Consider the following 24,316-nt stretch of genomic DNA (forward strand, 5'->3'; position numbering starts at 1 on the left):
CCCGGGAGAAGTCCGGTGACGCAGCCCCCCAAGGGCGCGCGCCGGTCGTACGGGGTCAAGGCGGCCCCGTACGGCTTCCTCCTCCCCGCCGCCCTCCTCTTCGCCCTCTTCTTCGCCCTGCCCATCGGCTACGCCCTGTGGCTCAGCTTCCACAAGGTCCAGATCAAGGGCCTCGGCCTCGGCAAGGGCGCCAAGTCCGAGGTCTGGGCCGGCCTGGAGAACTACACCTCCGCGCTCACCGACTCCGAACTCGCCGCCAGCGCCCTGCGCGTCCTGGGCTACGGCGCCATCGTCGTCCCCGTGATGCTCGGCCTCGCCCTCTTCTTCGCGCTCCTGCTCGACTCCGAGCGCGTCCGGGCCCGCTCCTTCGCCCGGCTCGCGATCTTCCTGCCGTACGCCGTCCCCGGTGTCATCGCGGCCGTCCTCTGGGGCTTCCTCTACCTCCCGGACGTCAGCCCCTTCCACTTCGTCCTCGACAAGCTCGGCCTCCCGCAGCCCGACCTCATGGACGGCGGACCGCTCTACCTGGCGATGTCGAACATCGCGATCTGGGGCGGCACCGGCTTCAACATGATCGTCATCTACACCGCGCTGCGCTCGCTGCCCGTCGAGGTGTACGAGGCGGCCAAGCTCGACGGCTGCTCGGAGCTCCAGATCGCCTTGCGCATCAAGATCCCGATGGTGGTGCCCTCCCTGGTGCTCACCTTCTTCTTCTCGATCATCGCCACCCTCCAGGTCTTCAACGAGCCCATGACGCTCAAGCCGCTCACCAACGGCATCCCCTCCACCTGGAGCCCCCTCATGAAGGTCTACAGCGACGCGTTCACCGGCGGGAACATCTACGCCGCCTCGGCCACCGCCGTGGTCCTCGCCCTCGCCACCTTCGTGCTCTCCTTCGCCCTGCTCAGAATCTCCAACCGCCGCACCACGCAAGGAGCCAGCCGATGACCGGGCTCGCCTCCCCTCCGCTGCGCAAGGCAGCCCCGGCAGCCGGCAGCACCCCCGGCGTCCCCCAGGCCCCGCCGCGCCCCCGCCGCACCGCGCTGCTCCCCACGGCCGCCCTGGTCCTCGGCGCGCTCTACTGCCTGCTGCCCGTCGCCTGGGTCGTGGTCGCCGCCACCAAGCCCGACAACGAGCTCTTCTCCACCTTCACCTTCCTGCCCGGCGGCGGTCTCGCCGACAACGTCTCCGAGCTCACCGCGTACCGCGAGGGCATCTACTGGCGCTGGATGCTCAACTCCGTGTTCTACGCGGGCCTCGGCGCCGTCCTGTCCACCGTGGTCTCCGCGCTGGCCGGCTACGCCCTCGCGATCTACCGCTTCCGCGGCCGCGAGGCCTTCTTCAACGTGATGCTCACCGGCGTCCTCATGCCCCCGGTCATCCTCGCCATCCCGCAGTACCTGCTGATGGCCGAGGCCGACCTGACGGACACCTACGCCTCGGTGCTGCTGCCGCTGATCCTCTCCCCGTACGGCGTCTACCTCGGCCGTATCTACGCCGAGGCCGCCATCCCCATGGAGCTGGTCGAGGCCGGCCGCATGGACGGCGCGGGCGAGTGGCGGATCTTCGTGCGGATCGCCGTCCCCATGATGTCCCCGGGCCTGGTGACGATCTTCCTCTTCCAGTTCGTCGCCATCTGGAACAACTTCCTGCTGCCCTTCATCATGCTCGGCGACGACGAGAAGTTCCCCATGACCGTCGGCCTGTTCACCCTCCTCAAGCAGGGAGCCTCCCAACCCTCCCTCTACACCCTGGTGATCACCGGCGCGCTCCTCGCCATCGCCCCGCTCATCGCCCTGTTCCTCGTCATCCAGCGCTTCTGGAGCCTCGACCTGCTTTCCGGCGCCGTAAAGTCCTGAGCACAGGGGATCGAGGGGAAACACACAGCATGAGCACAGCAGCGAGCAGGCGCCGCCCGGCGACCATCCACGACGTGGCCCGCGAGGCCGGCGTCTCGCGCGGCACCGTCTCCCGAGTCCTCAACGGCGGCCACTACGTCAGCCCGACGGCCAAGGCGGCCGTCGACGCCGCGATCCGAAGAACGGGCTACGTCGTCAACCGGCACGCCCGCTCGCTGATCACGGGCAAGTCCGACTCGGTCGCCTTCCTCCTGACCGAACCTCAGGAGCGCTTCTTCGAGGACCCCAACTTCAACGTCCTGCTCCGCGCCTGCACCCAGGCACTCGCGGCCCAGGACATCCCGCTCCTCCTGATGATCGCGGGCACCGAGGACGAGCGCCGCCGCAACCTCCGCTACATCGAGGCCGGTCACGTCGACGGCGTCCTCCTCGTCTCCAGCCACTCCGGCGACCCCGTGGTGGCCCGGCTGCACGAGGCCGGCGTCCCCGTCGTCGCCTGCGGCAAGCCCCTCGGCCAGACCGCCAAGATCGGCTACGTCGCCGCCGACGACCGCGACGGCGCCCGTGACATGGTCCGCCACCTGTACGGCTCCGGCAGGCGCCGGATCGCCACCGTCACCGGCCCGCTCGACACCCCCGGAGGGGTGGAGCGCCTCGCCGGCTACCGCGAGACGCTCGCCGAGTACGGGCTGCCCGCCGACGAGACGCTCATCGCCACCGGCGACTACAGCCGGGCCAGCGGCGAGGACGCGGCTCGCGCCCTCCTGGAGCGCGCCCCGGACATCGACGCCGTTTTCGTCGCCTCCGATCTGATGGCCCAGGGCGTCCTCGACGCCCTCGCCCGCGTGGGCCGGAACGTTCCCGAGGACATAGCCGTCGGAGGCTTCGACGACTCCCCGGCGGCCCTGTCCTCCCGCCCCTCGCTGACCACGATCCGTCAGCCCTGGGACCGGATCAGCACCGAGATGGTACGGACGCTGCTCGCCCGGATTGCGGGGGAGGACCCGGCGACGGTGATCCTCCCGACGGAGCTGGTCCGGCGGGAGTCCGCGTAGCGAGTCCGCCCTGCGCGTACGGCACCGGAGCGGTCGCTCCCTTCGGGGAGCGGCCGCTCCTTCGTCGTGTCCGGCGCCGGACCTGGGGATCGATCCCCGTCGTGAATCGATTCATTCATGCCGAGATCCGCTCATCGTTCAGGATGTCGTCCCTACTCTTGACCGCGATCATGCGTACGCCCTAGCGTCCGAACGCACGGAAATGAATCATTTCAGTTCCGGGGAGGGAGCGATGGGGATGACGAACATGCGGCGGGTCTGTTTCCTGCTCAAGGTCCGGGCCGGGCGGGTGGAGGAGTACCGGGCGCGCCACACGGACGTCTGGGCCGACATGCTCACGGCTCTGTCCGCGGCCGGCTGGCACAACTACTCCCTCTTCCTCCGCGAGGACGGGCTGCTCGTCGGCTATCTGGAGACGCCGGACTTCGACCGGGCCCGCGCCGCGATGGAGGCCACCGAGGTCAACGCCCGCTGGCAGGAGGAGATGGCGGAGTTCTTCGAGGAGCTCGACGGGCAGGCGCCCGACGCCGCCATGCGCCCGCTCACCGAGGTCTTCCACCTCGCGTGAGAGGCGCCGGGCGGCGGCCCGCCTCGATGCGGCCGCATAGGATGAAAAGCGGGGCGGGACCTCGCCCGGCCGGGGCGGTAGGGGTAGGACGGACCAGGTGGGACGGATGACGGACACCGAGCGGAAGGTCGGGAACGTCGGCATCAAGGACGTGGCACGCGAGGCGGGAGTCTCCGTCGGCACCGTCTCGAACGTGATCAACCAGCCCGAACGGGTCTCGCCCGCGACGCTCGAACACGTACGGCGGGTCATCGCCCGCCTCGGCTACGTGCGCAGCGAGTCCGCCCGCCAGCTACGGGCCGGCCGCAGCCGGATCATGGCGTTGCTCGTCCTCGACATGGGCAACCCCTTCTTCGTCGACATCGCCCGGGGCGCCGAGCGCACGGCGCGTGCGGCCGGTCTCGGCGTCATGGTCTGCAACAGCGACCAGAACGCCGGCGAGGAGGCCGACTACCTGTCCCTCTTCGCCGAGCAGCGCGTCCGCGGCGTCCTGATCACCCCCGCCGACCCGAGCGGTGCGAACCTGCGCGAGTTCCGCCGCCACGGCATCCCGTCCGTGCTCGTCGACCGGGTGGCGGGCGACGGCGCCGGCTGCTCGGTCTCCGTCGACGACGTCGTCGGCGGCTCGCTGGCGATCCGGCACCTCACCGCGGCGGGACACCGCTCCTTCGCGTACGTCAGCGGCCCGTCCCATCTCCAGCAGATCCGCGACCGGCGCGAGGGCGCGCTGCTCGCGCTCGCGGAGGCGGGACTGCCCGCGTCGGCGCTCCGGGAACTCCCGGCGGAGCGCCTGGACGTGGCCTCGGGGCGCGACGCGGGCTCCCGTCTGCTCGGCCTCGCCGACCGCCCGACGGCCGTCTTCTGCGCCAACGACCTGCTGGCGCTCGGTGTGCTCCAGTCGCTCTACGCGGCGGGGGTCAGGGTCCCGGAGGACATGGCCATCGTCGGCTACGACGACATCGAGTTCGCCGCGGCCGCGACCGTACCCCTGACGTCCGTACGGCAGCCGGCGCTGACGCTCGGAGCCAAGGCGGCCGAACTGCTCCTGGAGGAGACCGGCGAGCGGGCGGCCGACCACCGGCACCAGCACGTGGTGCTCCAGCCGGAACTGGTCGTCCGCCGCTCGACCCTCGCCGGCCACTGACGCCCTTGGTACGAGGCCTTCGTACGACGGCCTCGTGCCAACGTCTTGTACGACGGCCTCGCGCCCAGGCTTCGTGCGGCGGCCTCGTGCGGCTGCGTTCTCAGCGGACGCCGAGCAGGTGCTCCAGGGCCAGCTGGTCGAGGTGCTCGAAGGCCATGGAGCGGGCCGCCGCCGCGTCCGGGTCGAAGGTCTCGTACGCCGTGGGGTCGGCGAGCAGCGCGGCGAGGCCGTCGGCGGCCGTGGGGACGGCGAGTTCGGGCAGCCGGGAGGCGGTCAGGGCCTGCTGGACGTCCGGGTCGGCGCGGAAGGCAGCCGCGCGCTCCTTGAGGATCAGGTAGTTCCGCATGCAGTTCTTCGCGGACTCCCACACCCCGTCCGCGCCGTCCGTCCGCACCGGCTTGAAGTCGAAGTGGCGCGGGCCCTCGTACCCGGCTGTCTCCAGGAGGTCCACCAGCCAGAACGCCTGGCGCAGATCGCCCGCGCCGAAGCGGAAGTCCTGGTCGTACTTGATGCCGGACTGGCCGTTCAGGTCGATGTGGAAGAGCTTGCCCGCCCACAGGGCCTGCGCGATGCCGTGCGGGAAGTTGAGGCCGGCCATCTGCTCGTGGCCCGTCTCCGGGTTCACGCCGACGAGTTCGGGGCGCTCCAAGCGCTCGATGAAGGCCAGGGCGTGCCCGATGGTGGGCAGCAGGATGTCGCCGCGCGGCTCGTTCGGCTTGGGCTCGATGGCGAAGCGCAGATCGTAGCCCTGCTCGGTGACGTACTCGCCGAGCAGGTCGAAGGCCTCCTTCATCCGGTCGAGGGCGACCTGGACGTCCTTCGCGGCGCCGGACTCGGCGCCCTCGCGGCCGCCCCAGGCGACGTAGGTGGTGGCTCCGAGCTCGACGGCCAGGTCGATGTTGCGAAGGGTCTTGCGCAGGGCGAAGCGGCGGACGTCCCGGTCGTTGGCGGTGAAGCCACCGTCCTTGAAGACGGGGTGGGTGAAGAGGTTCGTGGTGGCCATCGGCACCGCGAGCCCGGTGCGGTCGAGTGCGGCCCGGAAGCGCTTGACGATCGCGTCGCGCTCGGCGTCCGGGGTGCCGAAGGGGATCAGGTCGTCGTCGTGGAAGGTGACGCCGTACGCGCCGAGCGCGGCGAGCCGTTCCACCGTCTCGACCGGGTCGAGGGCCGGGCGGGTGGCCTCGCCGAACGGGTCACGGCCCTGCCAGCCGACGGTCCACAGTCCGAAGGTGAACCGGTCCTCGGGGACGGGGGAGAAGAGATCCGGCATGGTGTGTCCTTCTCTTGGGATTTGTTTTCTGAGATAACTAATACGGGACGGACGTACCGGGGCGCCAGTCCCCCGCCAGGAATCACACCCGGACGAACGACAGGAAAGAGGTGAGGGCGTGCCCACGAGCCGCTCCGTCGTGATCGGCGTGGACAGCTCCACGCAGTCCACCAAGGCCGCGGCCGTCGACGCCGACACCGGCGAGCTCCTCGCCCTCGGCCGCGCCCCGCACACCGTCACCGGCACCGCCGGCGCGCGCGAGAGCGACCCCGAGGAGTGGTGGACCGCCCTCGCCACGGCCGTCCGCGCGGCGGTACGGGACGCGGGAGTCCCGGCCGACGCCGTCACCGGCATCGCCGTCGCAGGGCAGCAGCACGGCCTCGTCACCCTCGGCGCCGACGGACGCCCCCTGCGTCCCGCGCTGCTCTGGAACGACACCCGCTCGGCGCCCCAGGCCGCCGCCCTCGCCGCCCGCCTCGGCGGTCCCGCCGCCTGGCCGGCACGCACCGGTTCGATGCCCGTCGCCTCCATGACCGCCGCCAAGTGGCAGTGGCTGCGCGCGCACGAACCGCACGTCGCGGCGGCCGTCGCCGGGGTCCGGCTCCCGCACGACCACCTCACCGAACGCCTCTGCGGCGTCGCCGTGACCGACCCCGGGGACGCCTCGGGGACCTGCTGGTACGGAACCGCCGAAGGCGCGTACGACCCCGAGATCCTGGACCTCATCGGTCTCGACCCGGCCCTGCTGCCGACCGTCGCCCCCGGCGGCGCCACCCGCGTCGGCACCCTGACCCCGGCCGCCGCCGAGGCCCTCGGGCTGCCCCGTACCGTCGTCGTCGCGGCAGGGACCGGCGACAACATGGCCGCGGCCGTCGGCCTCGGCCTCGGCGGCGCGGGCCTCCTCGACCATCCGGTCGTCAGCCTCGGCACCTCCGGCACCGTCTTCGCCGCGACCCGCGCCCGCCCGGCCGACCCCGGCCTCGCCGGCTTCGCCGCCACCGACGGCACGTACCTCCCGCTCGGCTGCACCCTCAACTGCACCCTGGCAGTGGACCGGTTCGGCACACTCCTCGGCCTGGACCGGGAGGACGCGGTGCCGGGTGGAGGCGTGGTGGTCCTGCCGTATCTCGACGGCGAACGCACCCCCGACCTGCCCCACGCCTCGGGGCTCGTCACCGGCCTCCGGCACGGCACGGACCCCCGGTCGGTCCTCGGCGCCGCCTACGAAGGCGCGGCCTTCACGGTCCTGCGCGCCCTCGACCGACTCCTCGCCGCCTGCGGCCTCGACCCGTCAGACCCCGCCGTACGGGACCGGCCGCTGCGCCTGATCGGCGGCGGCGCGCGGGGCCGCGCCTGGACCGAAACCGTCCGCAGGCTCTCCGGTCGCCCCCTGATCGTTCCGACCGCCGACGAACTCGTCGCCCTCGGTGCGGCGGCCCTCGCGGCCGGCGCGGTGACGGCTGCGGACCCGGTGGCCCTGACGACGGCCTGGGGTACGGGGTCGGGCGAGCTCCTGGACCCGGTCGCGCGTGACGAGGAGACCTGGAGCCGTATCGAGGGGGTCCTGTCCGCCGCCACGCCGACACTGCTGGGCGGCCCGGTCCCGTCGTGAGGCGACCCGGGACTCTGGCCCTGCCGCCGACCGGCCGCTTACCCTGAGGGGAACGACGGGGGAGGCGCAAGTGGTAGCGGTAATGGTTCTGTTGGGGGTCCTCGGCGGCGCGGGGATCCTGATGGTCGTCACGTTGGTACGTCGAGGAGGCGGGCGGCGGGCGGAAACGGCAGAAGGCATGCTCCTGGAGCAGGAAGCCCTGCGCCGGGCCCGCCACGACCGGGTGTCCTTCGCTTCCGCGGCCGTCCACAACTCCGTCCCCACGGCGAGCGACTCGTACCACCGCGGGAGCGGCCGCCCTTGAGGGGTGTCGCCCGGGTCGGGGTTCACCCCACGGTGGTGTCAGCGACCGTCGAAGAGGTGGGCCAGGGTCGTCGGGGCGAGGCGGAGGTCGTCGAAGTCGACGCGGCATCCCTCGCCGACGGGTGACTGGACCTCGACGCCGACCCGTACGGGACCGGGTCCGTCCAGGGCGAACTGCCGCACCAGGCGCCAGAAGTCGCCGTCGTCCGAGACGTGGAAGGCGAAGCCCTCGCCGATCCGGCTGATGCGCAGCCACAGCGCGTCTCCCGGCACCGGGCCCGCGAGCGCGTCGTCGGACCGGCCGCGGGTGACGACGGAGTAGACGCTCGGAGCGCCGTCGGGCGCCTGCTCGAAGTTGAGCTTCGCCCAGTGCTCGTCGTCGTACCGGACGATGAGCGCCCCCGCGTCCCACGCGGACCGGAAGCCGACGCGCAGCCGGCCCGAGAACTGCCAGTCGCCGTCCGGCGGAGCGGTCAGCGCCATGGCGGCGTCCCGTCGCACCGCCCCGCCGACGGGGTCCGTGAAGACGTCCGTGCGGGGAGCGGCGGAGACGGTCAGGACGCCACCGGAGAGGGACCAGGCGGCCGGGTCGGTCATCCAACGCAGGCCGAGCGGGAGCGAGTCGTCGACGTTCATGGGTTCATGATCGCGACCCGGCCGGGCGCTCGCCACGGACTCCGCCAAGGATCCAAGAGCCGGTACGAGAGTCCAACTCGGCAGATCACCCGCGCTTGGCCGCCCGGCTTCCGGCCCGGATTCCCGAGCGGCCCCGCCCGGCAGCCCTGCGGCGAGAGCCCCCCGGCCCGCGGCCCGTCAGACCCCGGCGCCCGCCGTCGCCGTGACGCGCCGCTGGTGCACCCGCAGGTGCAGGGTCGCCAGGTCGAGGAGCGGGGTCGCCACCCCCAAGGCACGCGCGCGGGTGGTCAGGTCGCCGAAGAGGTGCTCGACCTCGGTCGGGTGCCCCGCCGTGAGATCGCGGTAGAGGGACGGGACCATCGGCGAGCCCGACGCCGAGACCACGGCGAGCGTCGCCGCCCGCTCCGCCTCCGGTACGGGGTGTCCGGCCGCGGCGGCGACGGCGGCCGCCTCGTCGAGCAGCGCCGGGCCGAGTGCGGGACCGCCCGGTGCGTCGTACACATCGCCCACCGTGCCCCGCATCAGGCTCGTCACGGCGCCGAAGGTCGTGATGAACACCCACTTGTGCCACATCGCCGTGATCACGTGCTCCGGCTCCGGCGACGCGATGCCGGAGCCGTCGAGGACCGCCCTGATCTTCGCCACGCGCGCGGAGTCGGTGCCGTCCTGCTCGCCGAGCGTCAGATGGGCCAGCGGGGCGAGCCGCCGGATGTCACCCGTGTCGTCGAGCGTGGTGACCACCTTGGCCACGCCGCCGAGGACGGCCGAGGCCCCGAAGCGGGCGTTGAGGGCGTCGATGTGGGCGAGACCGTTGAGGAGCGGCACGACGGCCGTGTCCGGCCCGACGGCCGGCGCGGTGTCCTCGATCGCCCTGTCCAGGCCGGTGGACTTCACCGACAGCAGGACCAGGTCGTACGGGGAGTCGAGCGCGTCGGCCGTCACGAGGCGGGGCGCGAGGACCCACTCCTCGTCCCGGCCCACCACCCGCAGCCCGCGCTCCCGCAGCGCCGCCGCCCTGGCGGGCCGGACCAGGAAGGTGACGTCCTGTCCGGCGCGGGCGAGCAGAGCACCGAAATAGCCACCGGTGGCACCGGCGCCGACGACCAGGATCTTCATCGTTGTGGACCTCTCGTGAAGCGCCCCGAGGGCGCGGTGGTGAGCAGGGGGTGGAGCAGCCGGTGCGGCCGGGCGAGCGCGGCCGTCACCGGGTCGTCGTCAGGGGCGGACGGGGCGAGCCCGGGGCCGGGGGCGACCAGGACGTCCGCGACGGGTACGGCCGCGCCGCAGCGCGTACAGCGTCCGTCCGCGTCGAGCGGGGCCTCGTCCCCGGCGTGCAGGAAGACGCGGCGCGGGCCGCTGTCCGCCGCGTGGAACTCCTCGCCCCAGGCGGTCAGCGCGCGGACGGCCGGCCAGAGCGCGACACCCTTGGGCGTGAGCGCGTACACCTCGCGGCGGCCCGTGCCCGGCTCGGGGCGGCGCTCCAGGACGCCCGCCCCGGTGAGGGTGGTGAGCCGGTCGGTGAGGACGGCCCGGGGTACGCCCAGGTGCGCGGCGAACTCCCCGAACCTGCGCACCCCGTAGAAGGCGTCGCGCAGGATCAGCAGCGTCCAGCGCTCGCCGACGATCTCCATCGAGCGGGCGAGGGCGCAGGTCTGGCCGCGGTAGTCGCGCGGAAGGGTCATGGCGGGACCCTAGCGCAGAAGAGTTCGGTGACCGAACTGTTTTCGAGGGAACGGTTCTCCGGCGAGTGAAGGGGACCACTAGGCTTTCGCTCACCATGAACCAGCCCACGGAACCCAAGGCCGACAAGTCGGGCGTGCGTCGGCACAACCTGAGCCTCGTCCTGCGGACCGTCCACGACGCGGGCGAGACCACCAGGGCGGCCGTCGCCGGCCGCGTCGGCCTCACCCGGCCCGCCGTCTCCTCGCTCGTCGAGCAACTCCTCGACCTCGGCTTCCTCGTCGAATCGGGCAAGACGTTCAGCGGGCAGGCGGGACGGCCGGGCACCGTCCTCAAACCCGCGGACACCGGACCGGCCGGACTCGGCGTCGAGATCAACGTCGACTACGTGACGGTCTGCGTCGTCGACCTCACCGGCACCGACCGCGTCCGGCGCACCGAACGCCTCGACAACCGCGCCGTCGGCGCCCCCGAGGTCCTTGCCCGGGCCGCCCGTGTCGCCGCCGAAGTCCTGGACACCGCCGCGGAACGACGTCTCGCTCCGGCGGGCGCCGGACTCGCCCTGCCGGGCCTCGTCTCCGGCGGGACCGTCCGGCAGGCCCCCAACCTCGGCTGGTACGAGGTCGAGGCCGAGCGCCTCTTCGGCGAGGCCCTCAGCGCACTGCGTCCCGGCACCGAGGGCCTCGCCCTGACCTCCGACAACGAGGCCAACATGGCGGCCCTCGCGGAGCTGTGGTTCGGCACGCTCGGCGACCTCCGCACCTTTCTCCACCTGACCGGCGAGATCGGCGTCGGCGGCGCGATCGTCGTCCACGGCGAACTCCTGCGCGGCGCGCACGGCTTCGCCGGCGAGATCGGCCATCTCGTCGTCGACGCCGAAGGGCCCCGCTGCCGCTGCGGCTCCCGCGGCTGTCTGGAGCAGTACGCGGGCCAGGCGGCGCTCCTCCGGGCGGCGGAGGCGACCGGCGTCCCCGACCTCACGGACCGCGCCGGGGCGGGAGACCCACGGGCCCTCGCCGCGCTCGCCGAGGCGGGCAGGATGCTCGGGCGCGCCCTGTCCGGCGCCGTGAACCTCCTCGACCCCGAGGCGGTCGTCCTCGGCGGCATCTACCCGCAGCTGATGCCGTGGCTCGTCCCCGCCCTCGCCGAGGAGCTCTCCGACCGGGTCGTCTCCGGCCTCTGGGCCCCGGAAGCGGGCCGCCTCCGCCCCGCCTCCGCGGCGACCGACGCCGCCCGGGGCGCGGCGGCACTCGTCCTCCACGACGTCCTGGCCGACCCGCTGGCGTACCCGACGGCGACGGGGGCCTGACGGGAGCGGAGGTGGGACGGTCACGGGGGCCTGACGGTTACGGGGCCTGACGGGGCTCACCGGGCGTCGGCGGCCCTCCTTCCGGGCGGTCGGCCGGCGGGGGCCGTCGGCGGTTCGACGAACGGCCGCGTCAGATGGGCCGTCGCCAGCACCGCGCCGCTGTCGGCGGCGCGCGCGAGCAGCTCCTCACGCGTGGAGCGTGCGGTGGCCGGGTCGCGTTCGTGGGCGTACGCCACAGCGGGGGCGACGAGCTGCACCGCATGTACGAGGACGTCGCCGGTGACCAGGACGTCCCGGCCGTCCGGCCGTTCGACCAGGACGGACTGATGGCCGGGGGTGTGGCCGGGGGTGGGAAGCAGCGTGACGCCCGGGCGCAGCCGGTGCCTGCCGTCGACCTCGTGCAGCTGCCCGGCGGCACGGAGAGGTGCCACCACCCAGTCCCACACGGGATCCTGCCGGTCGAGGGCGGCGGTCTCCGCGCCCTGGACGACGTACCGGGCGGACGGGAAGAACGGCCGGTCGGCGGCGTCGGCGACCCAGCCGGTGTGATCCTCGTGCAGATGCGTCAGGACCACGGTGTGGACGTCCGCGCGGTCGATCCCGGCCTCCGTGAGCAGGTCCGGAAGTCGGCCGGGCACGGGACACCAGGGCGCCCCCGGCCCCTCGGCGGGGCCCACACCCGCGTCGATGAGCGTCCAGCCCGAACCGCCGGGGTCGGCCACGGCGAAACAGCGGAAGTCCAGCCGCCATGCGCCGTCGGGCCCCACCGCACCCGGGTCGAGCGCGGCGGCGGCCGCCCAGTCCGCCGGGGCCGCGCCGGGGAAGGCGTCCCGCGCCGACGTGAAGAACAGCCCGGTGGCGTCCAAGAGTGCCGTCACCGGGCCCATCCGCGTCAGTCCGCTGCTGTTCGGCATGACGCCGACCCTGCCACCGTCAGGCTCCGCACGTACAGCAGACCGATCACTCTCATCCCGCTCTCACGCCGGCCTTATCCCGTCATCACGCGCCGCCCCTAGCTTCACGCCCATGTTCTTCACCTACCTCCGGCGCGAACTGCGCCGCCGCAGAAAGGCGGCGCTCGTCGTCGCCTCCGGGCTCGCGCTCGGGATCGCGCTGGTCATCGTCGTCAACTCCGTCTCCTCCGGCATGAACCAGGCCCAGGGCAAGGTCCTTGAGTCCCTCTACGGCCTCGGTACGGACCTGACGGTGACCAAGGCGCAGGAACGGCCCGAGGGCGGCGCGCAGCCGCAGCGCCCCCGGTTCGAGTTCCAGGGCAAGGAGGACGGCGAGGAGCAGAGCAGTGACCGGCTGATGGTCCAGGGCTTCCAGACCCTCGCGGACTCCACCGTCGCCACGGTCGCCGGACAGCCCGGTGTCGACCGGGCGGTGGGCGGGCTCAGCCTCGTCAACCTGAAGATCAACGGGGAGTTCGCGCGGGGCCGGATCCAGCGCGGCCAGACCCAGCAGGTCCAGCCCGGCGAGCAGGGCGGCCAGAACGGCGGAGGCGGCAACGGCGGCGGTTCCGGGCCCGGTGACACCGTCACCGGTGGCGGCGCGGCCTTCGACGTCGACTCCTTCACGCTCTACGGCACCGACGTCACGGCGCCCGACCTCGGCCCCCTCACCACCTCCACCGTCTCCCAGGGCCGTACCTTCAAGACCACCGAGACCGACGCGAAGGTCGCCGTCGTCGACAGCGCCTACGCCCAGGAGAAGGACCTCGCGGTCGGTGACGAACTCACCGTCAAGAACGCGAAGTTCGAGATCGTCGGCATCGCGACCGCCGACCGGGGCCAGTCCGCCGCACAGGTCTACCTTCCGCTGAAGCAGGCGCAGACCCTCTCCGCCTCCGCGGCCAAGATCACCACGATCTACGTGAAGGCGACCGACTCGACGCGGATCGACGCGGTCAAGACCGCCATCCAGAAGAACGTCACCGGCACCACCGTCACCACCTCGGCCGACCTCGCCCAGACGGTCTCCGGCTCGCTCGACACCGCCGCCGACCTCGCCTCGAACGTGGGCCGGTGGCTCTCGTACGCCGTGCTGCTCGCCGCGATCCTCGTCGCGGGTCTGCTCACCTCCTCCGCCGTCACCCGCCGGGTCCGTGAGTTCGGCACGCTCAAGGCGCTCGGCTGGAAGAGCGGCCGGGTCACCCGCCAGGTCGTCGGCGAGGCGCTCGTCAACGGATTCATCGGCGGCGCCCTCGGCATCGCGATCGGCCTGGCCGGAGCGTACGCGGTGTCCGCCGTCAGCCCGACGCTCACCGCCGAACTCGGCGCCACCGGAGGCACGTTCGGAGGTGGCGGCGGACGCGGCGGCATGGCCTTCGGCGGCGGCCCCGGCGGCACGGCTGCCGGAAAGACCGTCGACATCGCCCTCACCGCACCGGTCAGCGTCACCACGGTGGGTCTCGCCGTCCTCCTCGCCCTGGGCGGCGGTCTGGTCGCGGGCGCGTTCGGCGCCTGGCGCGCCTCGCGACTGCGCCCCGCGGACGCGCTGCGCCGCGTCGAGTAGCCGCCCGAACCCACCCACGTACCACAGGAGTCCCACCATGTACGAACTCATCGGCGTCACCAAGCAGTACCGGCGGGGCCAGGAGAGAGTCGACGCCCTCGTTGGGGTCGACCTCACCCTCGCCCAGGGCGACCGGCTGGTCATCCAAGGGCCCACGGGCGGCGGCAAGTCGACGCTCCTCCAGATGCTCGGCGGCCTCGACCGCCCCACCTCCGGCCAGGTCCTGCTCGACGGCACGGACCTCGCCGCGCTGTCCGAGCGCAGGCTGACGGCCGTACGCGGCCAGAACATCGGCTTCGTCTTCCAGAGCTTCAACCTCATCCCCACGCTCACCGCGCAGGAGAACGTGGAGACCGCGCTCGTCCCGCTCGGTGTGAAGCCCGCCGAGCGGCGGAGCCGGGCCGCCGAGGCGCTGGAGTCGGTCGGACTCGGCGAACGCCGCGGGCATCTGCCGTCCGAGCTCTCCGGCGGTCAGCAGCAGCGGGTGGCCATCGCCCGCGCGCTCGTCAAGCGCCCGAAGGTGCTGCTCGCCGACGAACCGACCGGAAACCTCGACGAGTCGATGCGCGACGAGATCGTCGAACTGCTCGAAGGGCTGTGGAAGGAGCACGGGTTGACCTTCGTCATGGTCACCCACGACAGCGCGATCGCCCGCCGGGCGCCCCGCCTCGCCACGATCCGCAAGGGCCGGATCACGATCAAGGAGAACCGCCCGGCGGCGACGCCGGACCCGGTCGAGGCCTGAGCGACTGCCGTCGCCGCACGGGGTCTCGGGTGGCTAGGGCACGCCGTGGCCGCGCAGATAGGCCAACGGGTTGATGTCCGAGCCGAAGTACGGCGTGGTCCGCACCTCGAAGTGCAGATGCGGACCCGTCACCCGGCCGGTCGCGCCCGAGCGCGCGATCCGCTGCCCGGCCGACACGCTCTGGCCGGGCGACACGTCGATACGGGAGAGATGGGCGTACTGGGTGAAGCGGCCGTCCGGGTGGCGGATCACCACCTCGTAGCCGTACGAGCGTCCGTACCCGGCGGTCACCACCCGTCCGGGACCCACCGAGCGGACCGTCGTCCCCGTCGGGACGGCGAAGTCCTGCCCCGTGTGATAGCCCTTCGACCAAGAACCGCGCTGCCCGTACCATCCCGTGTAGACGTACGAGGAGACCGGCGTCGTCCAGCCCCGCGAGGAGCCGGAGGGCGCCGTCGGTCCCGAAGGCCCGGACGGTCTCGTGGAGTTGGACGTGTCGCCCGAAAGGCCCGTCCGCTGCTGGTACTTCCACGCGTGGCCGGTCCAGTACCAGTGGCCGAGGGACTTGTACCAGTAGACGCGGTCCTGGGCGTCCCAGCCCTGGCGCCCCCGGAAGACCGGCTCACCGGTCCGGCCGCCGCCCGCGGGGGAGGTGGCGGCCGAGGCTCCGGTGCGCTGCTCGTACGTCGTGGCGTGACTGGTCCAGCGCCACTCGCCGGCCGCGTTCCGGAACCAGTACTTCGAGCCGTCCCAGCCCGCGTGCGCCGGGGCGGGTTCGGCCGCGGCCGTCCCCGCCCCCGCGCCCGCCAGGGCGACCGCGCCCACGGTCGCGACGACCGCGCGGCGCACCCCGTGCAGGGGCGCCACCGCGCGCGGTCCGCCCGCCCCGGTGGGCCGGGCGGCGTCGGCGCAGCCCGCGCAGGCGCAGTCCGCGGGTATAGCGTCGGTGAATGCGGGGGTGGTGAATGCGGGGGTGTTCACAGTCCTCTTCACGGTCCTCTTCACTCCTGGTTCGGGTCGGCCGGGCCGCCACTCCGGGTGTAGAAGGCCACGGTCAAGTCCTTGACCAGGGCCTGGCGTTCGAAGTCGTCGAGCTCGACGAGTCCCCGGACGGTCAGCCGGGTCACGGTGTCGTCCACGGCGTCGATCACGCCGGTGAGGACGGAGTCCCGGTGCTTGGCGTCCAGGGCGGCGATCTGCCGTCTGCGCATGGCGGCGGCGACCTCGGGGGCGTACTCGATGCGGGTCGGCTGTGCGGAGAAGACGGCGATGCCGACCGGCCGGCACTCGGCCGCGAGCATGCGCGTGAGCGCGTCGCCGACCGCCTCCGCGTCCCGCAGGGTGGGTGTGCCGCCCCGGAAGGCATCGGCGGGCAGCTGCGAGAGCACCCGTGCGGCCGCCGCCTCCACCTGCTCACGCAGATAGCCGAGATGGTCGTCGACGGAGAGCAGCGCGCGGGCCGTGTCCCGTACCGACCAGACGACCAGGACCACCACGCGAAGCGCCGAACCTTCGGCGTCGACGACGGCGATCGGTTCACTGCGCCAGTGCCGCAGCCGTACGTCGATCCGGCGCCGCAGCACGAAGGGGCTGATCCATACGAGGCCGGTGCGGCGCACGCTGCCCCGGTAGCGGCCGAAGAGCGAGAGCACCCAGGCGGAGCCGGTCCGCCCGCGGGTCAGTCCGCCGAAGGAGACGACGGCGACGACGAGACAGCCCGCGAGCGCGGCCCATTCCCAGGGCGGCAGCTCGACTTCGCGGAGCGGGCGGGCCCGCCACAGCGCCGTGGCGATGCCGGCGAGCGCGGTCAGCCCGGTCAGCAGGGCCACCCAGCCGGGGACGGCGGGCCCGGGGCGTTCCACCAGGTCGGGGTCGACGGGCGGGGGACGGCGGGGGAGCACGGTGGCCGGGGTGCCCGCCGCGGACCGTGCGGTGGGTGTGGTGGACGGGACATGCGGCGAGGCTGCCAGGGCGGCGGTGGTGGGCTCGGTGGGTGTGGTCCCGCGCTGCCGGGCGTGCCGCTGGGGGGAGTTCGGCCCGGCGCCCGCGGTCGCCTCGACCCGGTCGGCCGCCAGCTCGGTGGGCCCCGGCAGGGCCGTGATCCTCGCCGGCGCGGTGGTCTTGGATGCGCCGGTGGCCTTCGCCAGGGCCGTGGTCTTCGACAGGGTGGTGGTCGGCTGCTGGGCGCGGTCCGACCGGAAGAGGTCGTCCATCGGTATGCCGTCCGTGTGCCAGCGCGCACGGACGGGCAGGGGCCGTTCTCGTCGCTCGGTCATGAGGCCCTTCCGGCCGTTCCTGAGGTGACGGCACGTCGGATGATCTTCACGGACCATCGTCACAGGGGTGTATGTCCGGAATGCCGCGACGAACGTCCTGAATGTCCAGGACTTAAGTCCCTTGGCCAAGGCTTCACCGGGGGCCGTTGTCAGTGGGTGCCCCTACCGTTTTCACCATGACGACGACCTACCTGGAGCTGTCGCAGGACGACGGCGCTGCCCACAAGTTCTACGAAGTGACCGTCGACGACCTCACGGTGTCGGTCCGTTACGGAAGGATCGGCGCGGCGGGCCAGACGCAGCGCTCCACGTTCCCGACGCAGGCGAAGGCACAGGCCGCCGCGGCGAAGAAGATAGGGGAGAAGGTCCGCAAGGGATACGCCCCGGCTGTCCGGGGACAGCGGGCCGCCCGCGCCGTGACGCGGCGCGCGGTGACCTCCGCGCCCTCCACCGCGCGCGCCGTCGCCCCTGTGCTCTGGCGCTTCCGGACCGGCTCGGCCGCCTTCGGCATCCATGTCGACGAGGAGCGCTGCTGGGTCGGCAACCAGGCGGGGGACGTCTTCACGCTCGACCGTTCCGGCGAGGTGCAGGCCCGGTTCAGCCTCCCGGACGGCGTCAAGTGCCTGGTCGCCGACGACTTCTGGATCTACGCCGGCTGCGACGACGGCAAGGTGTACGACCTGTCGTCCAAGCTGCCCTTCGCCGCCTACGACATCGCCACCGACGTGGACATCTTCTGGCTCGACATCCACGAGGGCGTCCTGCACGTCGCCGACCGCTCGGGCCGGCTCACCGTCATCGACCACGAGGACGAGCACCAGTGGGCGCGCGGCGGCCAGGGCGAGCACGCCTGGATGGTCCGCGCCGACGGGGAAGCCGTCTACTACGGGGACACGCGGGGCGTCGCCGCCCACGCACCGGACGGCGGCGGCGAGCTGTGGCACACGGCCACCGAGGGCGGGGTCCTCTTCGGCTGGCAGGAGGACACCGCGGTCTACGCGGGCACCGCCCGAAAGAAGGTCCAGCGGCTCGCGAAGAAGGACGGGCGGATCGAGGCGGTGTACGCCTGCGACAGCCCGGTGTACTCCTGCGCCACCTCGCCCGGCGGCCGGTTCGTCTTCGCCGCCGACTCGGCCTCCTCCGTCTACTGCTTCGCCGAGGACGGCACCCGGCTGTGGAAGCTCGGCACGGGAGGCGGCTCGGCGCTCTCCATGCAGTACCGCGACGAGCGGCTCTACCTGGTGACCACCGACGGTTCGCTGGTGTGCGTGGACGCGAGCGAGGCGGCGATCGAGGCCGCCCAGGGCGGCACGGTCCCGGTCGCCCGCGACATCAAGCTCGCGGCGGCCATGCCGGTGTACGAGCCGGCGACGACCGTCACCGCCGTGACCACGGTCAGCGACGCCCCGGTCGGCTCGGTGGTCGTGGAGTGCGTGACCGAGTCGGGCAGGACACGGGTACGGGTCGTCTCCCAGGGCTACGACTCCGCGTGGAACGTGCAGTTCCCGAGGGCGATCCGGGAGCCCGGCGCGCGGTACGTGGTCGATGCCCTGCACGCGGCCGCCGGTGGCTTCTACCGGGTGCGCGGTGACATCCGGCGGCTGCGGTGACAGCGGGCCCGGGGGGTGGCGGCACCTTCGAGGCGGCCACGGGGGACGGCCCGCCGGTGCCTCCGGCGGACGTCGAGCAGCGGTCGAGGGAGGTCCGGGCCGCCCTCGACGGGCTGCTCCAGATCAGACGGCTGACCCACCACCAGGGCGGGCGTGACCCGAAGTCCGTGCCCGCCGACTGGGAGCTCCGGCAGCCGGTCCGCGCGGTGGCGCTCGCCCTGGAGTCCAGTGGGCTCGCACCCTCGTCGGTGGACGCCGCCGGAGCGCGGATCGCCACCGGATACCGCGTCCGGGCGGGGGACCGGCCGGAGACGGCCGTGGTGGAGTGGCTGGGCCCGGCGGGCTCGGGCGCCGCCCGGGAGGAGACGACGGCCCTCGGCGCGTGCGTACCGGCCCTGGCACGGCTCGGCTGGGAGGCCCTGCTCTACAAGGGGCCGCGTGGGCGCCGCTTCCTGGAGGTGGAGCCCATGGCGGGCTGAGCGCGGGGGAAGGGGCGGCGAGCGCGGACCCGGGAAGGGTCGGGGGCGAACCCCCGGCGGGGCTCAGGCGATCGAGGCGGAGACGATCGCCGAGACCGCGATGTTGCAGGAGGCGGTCACCCAGACCGCCGGGTGCGGCTCGGGGTCGACCAGGGTGGCGCCGAGCTTGCCCGGCGTGACCAGGTCCACGACGAGGAAGGCCACGGCCATCATCACCAGGCCGAGCAGTCCGAACGCGGCCGTGGAGACGAGTCCCTTGCCGAAGTTCTCGTACGTCGTCCAGATCGAGGTGAAGACGATGCCGCCGATGCCGAGGAGGGCCGAGCTCAGCAGGATCGAGGCATTGCGGTTGCGGTCCTCCCAGATCTGCCGCCGGAGCTTCCCGGGCGTCAGTAGATCCACGAGGACTATGCCGAGGATCAGCAGGACCACGCCGAGGGCGCCGTAGGCGCCGGCCCGGCCGAGGCCGTTGACGATGTCGCTCATGGTGTGCCGGTCTCCGGGAAGTCACGATCACGGGGGATCGGTGGTCAAGGACCGGCAAAATGTAGCGCACGCGTCAACAGCGCTCGCCGCCCGCCCGGGAATCGGGCGGACGGCGAGGGGACGGGCGGGGGAGCGCGGACGCCGTCAGGCGCCCGGCGGCAGCGACTTGGCGCGTGAGCGCACCTGGAAGGCCGTCACGATTTCGACCGCGCCGACGACGAGGAGCCAGATGCCGCCCAGGACCATCAGCACCGCCGCCGACTCCAGCGGGGAGACGATGAGGACCACACCGGCGAGCGCGTTGACGATGCCGAGGAAGATGTGCCAGCCGCGCGCCGGCATCGCAGTGTCGGAGGCCGCCGCGATGGTCTCGGTGATCCCGCGGAAGAGCCAGCCGATCCCGATCCAGAGCGCGAGCAGCAGAATCGACTGCGTCGCGCCGCGGAAGCAGAGCAGGCCGAGCAGGATCGAGACGGCGCCGCTGATGAATGCCATGACACGGTGCGCGGTCGTGGTGTGCGTGCCGAAGGCTGCGACCAGCTGCAGCACACCGCTGAACAACAGGAAGAGGCCGAAGAGCAGGCCGGCCACGAACAGCGAGGCGTCCGGCCAGACCAGCACGATGACGCCGAGGGCCAGCGACGCGATTCCGGCTACGAGGAGCGCCTGCCAGGCGGCGCCCGCGAGCGCGCTCAGCGGGCCGGGCGGTATGTCCTGGTGCCTCGGGCCGTCTTGAGTCTGTGCCATGGACGGTTCCCGTCCTTCCGTGGAGGGGGTGGGCGGAGTTGGGGCCGGTCAGAGCCGGCTGGCGTAGGCGCTGAGGAAGAGCGCCTCGGCCAGCGCCATCTGCTCGATCTCGGACGGGTCGACGCTCTCGTTGGGCGCGTGGATGAGACAGCCGGGTTCCTCGACGCCGATCAGGGCGATCTCGGCGGTGGGGAAGTGGTCGGCGAGCACGTTGCAGAGCGGGATCGAACCGCCCTGTCCCGACTGGACCATGTCCTTTCTGTACGCCTCGCGGAGCGCCGCCGCGAGCGCCCGGTAGGCGGGGCCGTCGGTGCGCGCCCGGAAGGGCTGGCCGGAGCTCTCCGGCTCCACCTCCACCCGGGCGCCCCACGGTGCCGTGCCGACGAGGTGGTCGGTGAGGGCGCGCAGGGCGTCCTCGGCGTCGATCCCGGGCGGGATCCGCAGGCTGACCCTGGCGCGTACCTTCGCCTGCACGGCGGCCGAGGAGCCCACCACCGGCGGGCAGTCGATGCCGAGCACGGTGACGGCGGGCCGCGCCCACAGCTCGTCGGCGACGGTGCCCGTCCCGACGAGGGACACCCCGTCGAGGACGCCCACATCGGCGCGGAACTGTTCGGCCGGGTAGTCCACGCCGTCCCAGACGCCGTCGCCGGGCAGCCCCTTGATCGCGGTGTTGCCGTGTTCGTCGCGGAGGCCGTCGAGGATCCGGACGAGCGCGGCCATGGCGTCGGGCGCGGGGCCGCCGAACATGCCGGAGTGCATCGCCCCCTTCAGTGTGGAGACGGTGACGACGACGTTGGTGAGCCCGCGCAGCGAGGTGGTCGTGGTGGGCAGGCCGCGCGCGAAGTTTCCGGTGTCGCAGATCAACAGGGTGTCGGCGGCGAAGAGTTCGGGCTGCAGGGGGACGAGCTGCTCCAGACCGCCCGTGCCCTGTTCCTCCGAACCCTCCGCCACGAACTTGACGTTCACCGGGAAGCCCCGGCCGTCCGGACCGCCGAGCGCGCGCAGCGCCGTGAGGTGCATGGCGATGTTGCCCTTGCAGTCGGCCGAGCCGCGCCCGAACCAGCGCCCGTCGCGCTCGGTGAGCTCGAAGGGAGGCGTCTCCCAGGCGGCGTCGTCGAGCGGTGGCTGTACGTCGTAGTGGCAGTAGAGGAGCACGGTGGGCGCCCCCTCGGGGCCCGGCGCGTGTCCGACGACCGCGTCCGTGCCGTCCGGGGTCGTCACCCGGCGCATGTCGTGGAGTCCCGCCTCTGTGAAGGCCCGTACGAGGAAGTCGGCGGCCTTCGCGCATTCCTCGGGCGGGAACTGCCGCGGGTCGGCGACGGAGCGCATCGCCACGAGCGCGGCGAGGTCCTCCTTCGCCCGGGGCATCAGCGCCCGGACCTTCTTCCGCAGGGCTGCGGTCTCGGTGGACTCGGCGGTCATGCGTACCCACTTCCCTAGGGCCGCGGCGGGGGCGCGGCGTGCGAGACCCCGGACGGCGAAAGCCCTCCCACCAAAGCATCAGTGGACAAGTGCCGCAAATGTGACTCGTACGGAGTATTCGCCCGGGGTCCCGGGCGGCGCGGACCGGGGAGGGCGACGACAGTGGAGGCGTACGTGTTCGCGTACGTGTCCGCCCCCTCAGCCTCCCCGCACCTGGAGAACCACATGGGCCACCTCAACCGACGCGACCTCGGGCTCCTCGTGCTGCGGGTCGGCACCGGAGCCGTACTCGCCGCCCACGGCACCCAGAAGCTCTTCGGCTGGTTCGGCGGCGGGGGCATCGAGGGCACCACCAAGGGGATGGAGGCCATGGGCTTCCACCCGGGCCGGGAGAGCGCCATCGCCGCCGGTCTCGGCGAGGCGGGCGGCGGTGCGCTGCTCGCCCTGGGCCTCGCCACCCCCGCGGCCGGAGCCGCGGCGGCCGGGGCCATGACCGGTGCCGTCGCCGTCCACGCCCCGGCCGGATTCTTCGCCCAGGCCGGCGGCTACGAGTACCCGGCGTTCCTCGGCTTCGTCGCCGCGGCCATCGGGGTCACCGGCGCGGGCCGGTACTCCCTCGACCACGCCACGGACCACGTCCTCGACCGTCCCTGGGTGGTGGCCACCGCCTTCATCGGTACGGCGATCGCCGCCGCGGCCGTGGTCAACCGGCGCGCCGACGAACAGGCCGCCGGCCGGGCCGCCGCGGAGGAGGCGGAGCCGGAAGCCCCGTGAGGCCGGACTCCGGCGGGGGTCCGCACGCGTCCGCCGCGCGGGAGGGTTAGGCTCGCCGCAGAGGAAGGGACGGTCGCCGCGCATGAAGATCGATCTGACGGACACCAACTCCAGCAAGATCAACAAGGCGATCCTGGAAGGCCGCAGGGCCGTCGGCACACCCGCCGCCGGCGCCGTGCTCACCCTTGTCGTCGTCACCGACGAGGAGAACGCCTACGACGCGGTCAAGGCCGCCAACGACGCCTCACGGGAACACCCCTCCCGTACCCTCGTGGTCATCAAGCGCCACGGCCGCACGCCCCGCGATCGCCACGAGACCCGGCTCGACGCCGAGGTGCGCCTCGGCAGCGACGCCGGTTCGGGTGAGACGGTCCTGCTGCGGTTCCACGGCGAACTCGGCGCCCGCGCCGACTCCGTGGTCCTTCCGCTGCTCCTGCCGGACGCGCCCGTCGTCGTCTGGTGGCCCGTCGACGCCCCCGACGTACCGTCCCGCGACCCGCTGGGCTCACTCGCCCAGCGCCGCATCACCGACATGTACGCGGTCGAGGACCCGCTCGCGGCCCTGGAGGCCCGGGCCGGCTCCTACGCCCCCGGCGACACGGACCTCGCCTGGACCCGGCTCACGCCCTGGCGCTCGATGCTGGCCGCCGCACTCGACCAGGCCCCGCTGGCCGTGACCTCCGCGGCCGTCGAGAGCGAGGCGGAGAACCCCAGCGCCGAACTCCTCGCCCGCTGGTTCGAGGTCAAGCTCGGCGTGCCGGTGGACCGGATCGTCACCGACGGCCCCGTCGTCACCGCCGTCCGCATGGGCACCGCGGACGGCGAGATCCGCATCGACCGGCCCGAGGGCCCGGTGGCCCGGCTCTCGATCCCCGGCCAGCCCAGCCGGGTCCTCGCCCTGAAGGTGAGGACCACCGCCGAGCTGATCGCCGAGGAACTGCGCCGCCTCGACCCCGACGAGGCCTACGCGGCAGCCCTGCGCGGCCGGGCCTGACCCGGGGCCCGGCGAGCCCGCCGCCGCGGGACCCGGAGCGGCCACCCGCTCAGGGCTTCTCGAACTCCATGACGTAGTCGGCCATTTCCCGTACGCGGGGAACGTCCGGGTCCGGGAGCGCGAGGAGCCGCTCCTGGGCCTCGGCCACCAGGCGGGTGGCATCGCCCGTGACCGGCCAGGCGCCGGTGAAGAGGCCGCCCGACACGGAGCGGGCCATCGCCCGGGGCGACACCCGGAAGGTCGTGGGCCGTTCGGAGGCCCTGCCCAGGTAGACGAGCCCCCGCGCCTCGGCGATCGGCGCGAGGATCCAGGGCCCGTCCTGGCGGGTCCTGCCCGGGTCGAGCCGGTCCTCCAACTCGCCCACCACGACCCCGATGTCGTCCGTGGGGCGGGTGCCCCCGGCCGGGATGACCAGATAGCGGCCGCCCGGGCGCAGCACCCGGGCGACCTCGTCGAAGACCTCGCCGTTGTCGGGTCCGGCGTGCAGCAGCCAGGTCGACACCGCCTGGCTCACCGAACCGGTCCGCACCGGAAGGCGGCAGGCGTCCGCCACCGCCACCCGCGGACCGAGCCGGTCCAGGGCCCGGGAGAGCATCCCGGGCGAGAGGTCCAGCCCGTACACCACGTGCCCGCGTGCTGCCAGTTCGGCCGCCACGATGCCCGTGCCCACACCGATGTCGAGCACCGGGCGGGCGGGGTCGAGCAGCGGCGCGAGCTGCTCGGCGAAGCCCGCCGCCCGCGCCGTGCCCCCGCGCGAGGCGTCGTACCCCGGGGCGATCGCGTCGAACTCCGCGGTACCGGAGGCCGATGTCATCCGTATGTCTCCG

25 protein-coding genes are annotated in these 24,316 nt (G+C 73.1%); 14 read left to right on the plus strand and 11 right to left on the minus strand.

Annotated elements, in window-relative coordinates; all coding sequences use genetic code 11:
* Nucleotides 1-15 precede the first annotated feature (15 nt).
* The 5 genes from OG514_RS27490 (at nucleotide 16) to OG514_RS27510 (ending at nucleotide 4,626) form a co-directional block, all read left to right on the plus strand.
* A complete protein-coding gene (locus OG514_RS27490; RefSeq protein WP_266899335.1) occupies nucleotides 16-948 on the plus strand; it encodes a carbohydrate ABC transporter permease in 933 nt (310 codons plus the stop codon).
* On the plus strand, nucleotides 945-1,859 hold the full coding sequence (locus OG514_RS27495; protein WP_266899337.1) for a carbohydrate ABC transporter permease: 915 nt from the start codon (nucleotides 945-947) through the stop codon (nucleotides 1,857-1,859). The genes OG514_RS27490 and OG514_RS27495 overlap by 4 nt, the downstream gene beginning before the upstream one ends.
* Before the next feature lie 29 nt (nucleotides 1,860-1,888).
* The gene (locus OG514_RS27500; RefSeq protein ID WP_266899339.1) at nucleotides 1,889-2,914 is read left to right on the plus strand and encodes a LacI family DNA-binding transcriptional regulator; all 1,026 of its coding nucleotides are present in this window, start codon (nucleotides 1,889-1,891) and stop codon (nucleotides 2,912-2,914) included.
* A 247-nt stretch (nucleotides 2,915-3,161) separates the two neighbouring features.
* Nucleotides 3,162-3,482 carry an L-rhamnose mutarotase gene (locus OG514_RS27505; protein WP_266900982.1) on the plus strand — a complete coding sequence of 107 codons (321 nt, stop codon included), beginning with the start codon at nucleotides 3,162-3,164 and terminating at the stop codon, nucleotides 3,480-3,482.
* Nucleotides 3,483-3,588: 106 nt separating this feature from the next.
* The gene (locus OG514_RS27510; RefSeq protein ID WP_266899341.1) at nucleotides 3,589-4,626 is read left to right on the plus strand and encodes a LacI family DNA-binding transcriptional regulator; all 1,038 of its coding nucleotides are present in this window, start codon (nucleotides 3,589-3,591) and stop codon (nucleotides 4,624-4,626) included.
* Nucleotides 4,627-4,726: 100 nt separating this feature from the next.
* On the opposite strand, the gene xylA is transcribed toward OG514_RS27510, so the two are convergent.
* Nucleotides 4,727-5,896 (minus strand): xylose isomerase, encoded by a 1,170-nt coding sequence (gene xylA / locus OG514_RS27515; RefSeq protein WP_266899343.1) that lies wholly within the window; start codon nucleotides 5,894-5,896, stop codon nucleotides 4,727-4,729.
* A gap of 118 nt (nucleotides 5,897-6,014) precedes the next feature.
* Here xylA and xylB point away from each other — a divergent pair, with 118 nt between their 5' ends.
* A complete protein-coding gene (gene xylB / locus OG514_RS27520; RefSeq protein ID WP_266899345.1) occupies nucleotides 6,015-7,508 on the plus strand; it encodes a xylulokinase in 1,494 nt (497 codons plus the stop codon).
* An 82-nt stretch (nucleotides 7,509-7,590) separates the two neighbouring features.
* A complete protein-coding gene (locus OG514_RS27525; RefSeq protein ID WP_266899347.1) occupies nucleotides 7,591-7,812 on the plus strand; it encodes a hypothetical protein in 222 nt (73 codons plus the stop codon).
* Nucleotides 7,813-7,850: 38 nt separating this feature from the next.
* Here the strand turns inward: OG514_RS27525 and OG514_RS27530 are convergent, their stop codons facing one another.
* From OG514_RS27530 to OG514_RS27540, 3 genes are all read right to left on the minus strand, one after another.
* Entirely contained in the window at nucleotides 7,851-8,447 is a 597-nt protein-coding gene (locus tag OG514_RS27530; protein WP_266899349.1) for a DUF1349 domain-containing protein, read from the minus strand.
* 177 nt (nucleotides 8,448-8,624) lie between these two features.
* Nucleotides 8,625-9,563 carry a ketopantoate reductase family protein gene (locus OG514_RS27535; protein ID WP_266899351.1) on the minus strand — a complete coding sequence of 313 codons (939 nt, stop codon included), beginning with the start codon at nucleotides 9,561-9,563 and terminating at the stop codon, nucleotides 8,625-8,627.
* Nucleotides 9,560-10,129: a helix-turn-helix domain-containing protein gene (locus tag OG514_RS27540; RefSeq protein WP_266899353.1), complete on the minus strand. Its 570-nt coding sequence runs from the start codon at nucleotides 10,127-10,129 to the stop codon at nucleotides 9,560-9,562. Before OG514_RS27540 ends, OG514_RS27535 begins: the two co-directional genes overlap by 4 nt.
* Nucleotides 10,130-10,224: 95 nt before the next feature.
* Here OG514_RS27540 and OG514_RS27545 point away from each other — a divergent pair, with 95 nt between their 5' ends.
* Nucleotides 10,225-11,436 carry an ROK family protein gene (locus tag OG514_RS27545; protein ID WP_266899355.1) on the plus strand — a complete coding sequence of 404 codons (1,212 nt, stop codon included), beginning with the start codon at nucleotides 10,225-10,227 and terminating at the stop codon, nucleotides 11,434-11,436.
* A 56-nt stretch (nucleotides 11,437-11,492) separates the two neighbouring features.
* Here the strand turns inward: OG514_RS27545 and OG514_RS27550 are convergent, their stop codons facing one another.
* Nucleotides 11,493-12,350, minus strand: a complete 858-nt coding sequence (locus tag OG514_RS27550; RefSeq protein WP_266899357.1) for an MBL fold metallo-hydrolase — start codon at nucleotides 12,348-12,350, stop codon at nucleotides 11,493-11,495.
* A gap of 112 nt (nucleotides 12,351-12,462) precedes the next feature.
* Here OG514_RS27550 and OG514_RS27555 point away from each other — a divergent pair, with 112 nt between their 5' ends.
* Both OG514_RS27555 and OG514_RS27560 read left to right on the plus strand, forming a co-directional pair.
* Nucleotides 12,463-13,953, plus strand: coding sequence for an ABC transporter permease (locus OG514_RS27555; protein ID WP_266899359.1), 1,491 nt, complete (start codon nucleotides 12,463-12,465; stop codon nucleotides 13,951-13,953).
* Between the two features lie 37 nt (nucleotides 13,954-13,990).
* Nucleotides 13,991-14,698, plus strand: coding sequence for an ABC transporter ATP-binding protein (locus tag OG514_RS27560; RefSeq protein WP_266899361.1), 708 nt, complete (start codon nucleotides 13,991-13,993; stop codon nucleotides 14,696-14,698).
* 33 nt (nucleotides 14,699-14,731) lie between these two features.
* On the opposite strand, the gene OG514_RS27565 is transcribed toward OG514_RS27560, so the two are convergent.
* Both OG514_RS27565 and OG514_RS27570 read right to left on the minus strand, forming a co-directional pair.
* Entirely contained in the window at nucleotides 14,732-15,691 is a 960-nt protein-coding gene (locus tag OG514_RS27565) for a M23 family metallopeptidase (RefSeq protein WP_266899363.1), read from the minus strand.
* 8 nt (nucleotides 15,692-15,699) lie between these two features.
* The gene (locus tag OG514_RS27570; RefSeq protein ID WP_323181615.1) at nucleotides 15,700-16,974 is read right to left on the minus strand and encodes an SPFH domain-containing protein; all 1,275 of its coding nucleotides are present in this window, start codon (nucleotides 16,972-16,974) and stop codon (nucleotides 15,700-15,702) included.
* Nucleotides 16,975-17,150: 176 nt separating this feature from the next.
* On the opposite strand from OG514_RS27570, the gene OG514_RS27575 reads away from it, so the two are divergent.
* Together OG514_RS27575 and OG514_RS27580 are read left to right on the plus strand one after the other, a co-directional pair.
* Nucleotides 17,151-18,584: a WGR domain-containing protein gene (locus tag OG514_RS27575; RefSeq protein WP_266899365.1), complete on the plus strand. Its 1,434-nt coding sequence runs from the start codon at nucleotides 17,151-17,153 to the stop codon at nucleotides 18,582-18,584.
* On the plus strand, nucleotides 18,581-19,063 hold the full coding sequence (locus OG514_RS27580) for a hypothetical protein (RefSeq protein WP_266899367.1): 483 nt from the start codon (nucleotides 18,581-18,583) through the stop codon (nucleotides 19,061-19,063). Before OG514_RS27575 ends, OG514_RS27580 begins: the two co-directional genes overlap by 4 nt.
* 63 nt (nucleotides 19,064-19,126) lie before the next feature.
* Here OG514_RS27580 and OG514_RS27585 read toward each other — a convergent pair whose 3' ends face one another.
* The 3 genes from OG514_RS27585 to OG514_RS27595 all read right to left on the minus strand — a co-directional run bounded on the left by OG514_RS27585 (nucleotide 19,127) and on the right by OG514_RS27595 (nucleotide 21,721).
* Nucleotides 19,127-19,549 carry a DUF350 domain-containing protein gene (locus OG514_RS27585; RefSeq protein WP_266899369.1) on the minus strand — a complete coding sequence of 141 codons (423 nt, stop codon included), beginning with the start codon at nucleotides 19,547-19,549 and terminating at the stop codon, nucleotides 19,127-19,129.
* Nucleotides 19,550-19,693: 144 nt separating this feature from the next.
* Nucleotides 19,694-20,296 (minus strand): HdeD family acid-resistance protein, encoded by a 603-nt coding sequence (locus tag OG514_RS27590; RefSeq protein ID WP_266899371.1) that lies wholly within the window; start codon nucleotides 20,294-20,296, stop codon nucleotides 19,694-19,696.
* A 48-nt stretch (nucleotides 20,297-20,344) separates the two neighbouring features.
* The gene (locus OG514_RS27595) at nucleotides 20,345-21,721 is read right to left on the minus strand and encodes a dipeptidase (RefSeq protein WP_266899373.1); all 1,377 of its coding nucleotides are present in this window, start codon (nucleotides 21,719-21,721) and stop codon (nucleotides 20,345-20,347) included.
* A 225-nt stretch (nucleotides 21,722-21,946) separates the two neighbouring features.
* Between OG514_RS27595 and OG514_RS27600 the strand changes: the two genes are divergently transcribed.
* Entirely contained in the window at nucleotides 21,947-22,495 is a 549-nt protein-coding gene (locus OG514_RS27600) for a DoxX family protein (RefSeq protein WP_266900984.1), read from the plus strand.
* An 82-nt stretch (nucleotides 22,496-22,577) separates the two neighbouring features.
* Nucleotides 22,578-23,489 carry a glucose-6-phosphate dehydrogenase assembly protein OpcA gene (gene opcA, locus OG514_RS27605; RefSeq protein WP_266899375.1) on the plus strand — a complete coding sequence of 304 codons (912 nt, stop codon included), beginning with the start codon at nucleotides 22,578-22,580 and terminating at the stop codon, nucleotides 23,487-23,489.
* Nucleotides 23,490-23,538: 49 nt separating this feature from the next.
* On the opposite strand, the gene OG514_RS27610 is transcribed toward opcA, so the two are convergent.
* The gene (locus tag OG514_RS27610; RefSeq protein WP_266899377.1) at nucleotides 23,539-24,303 is read right to left on the minus strand and encodes a class I SAM-dependent methyltransferase; all 765 of its coding nucleotides are present in this window, start codon (nucleotides 24,301-24,303) and stop codon (nucleotides 23,539-23,541) included.
* Nucleotides 24,304-24,316: the final 13 nt, after the last annotated feature.

Source organism: Streptomyces sp. NBC_00572, assembly GCF_026341815.1.
Lineage (GTDB): Bacteria > Actinomycetota > Actinomycetes > Streptomycetales > Streptomycetaceae > Streptomyces.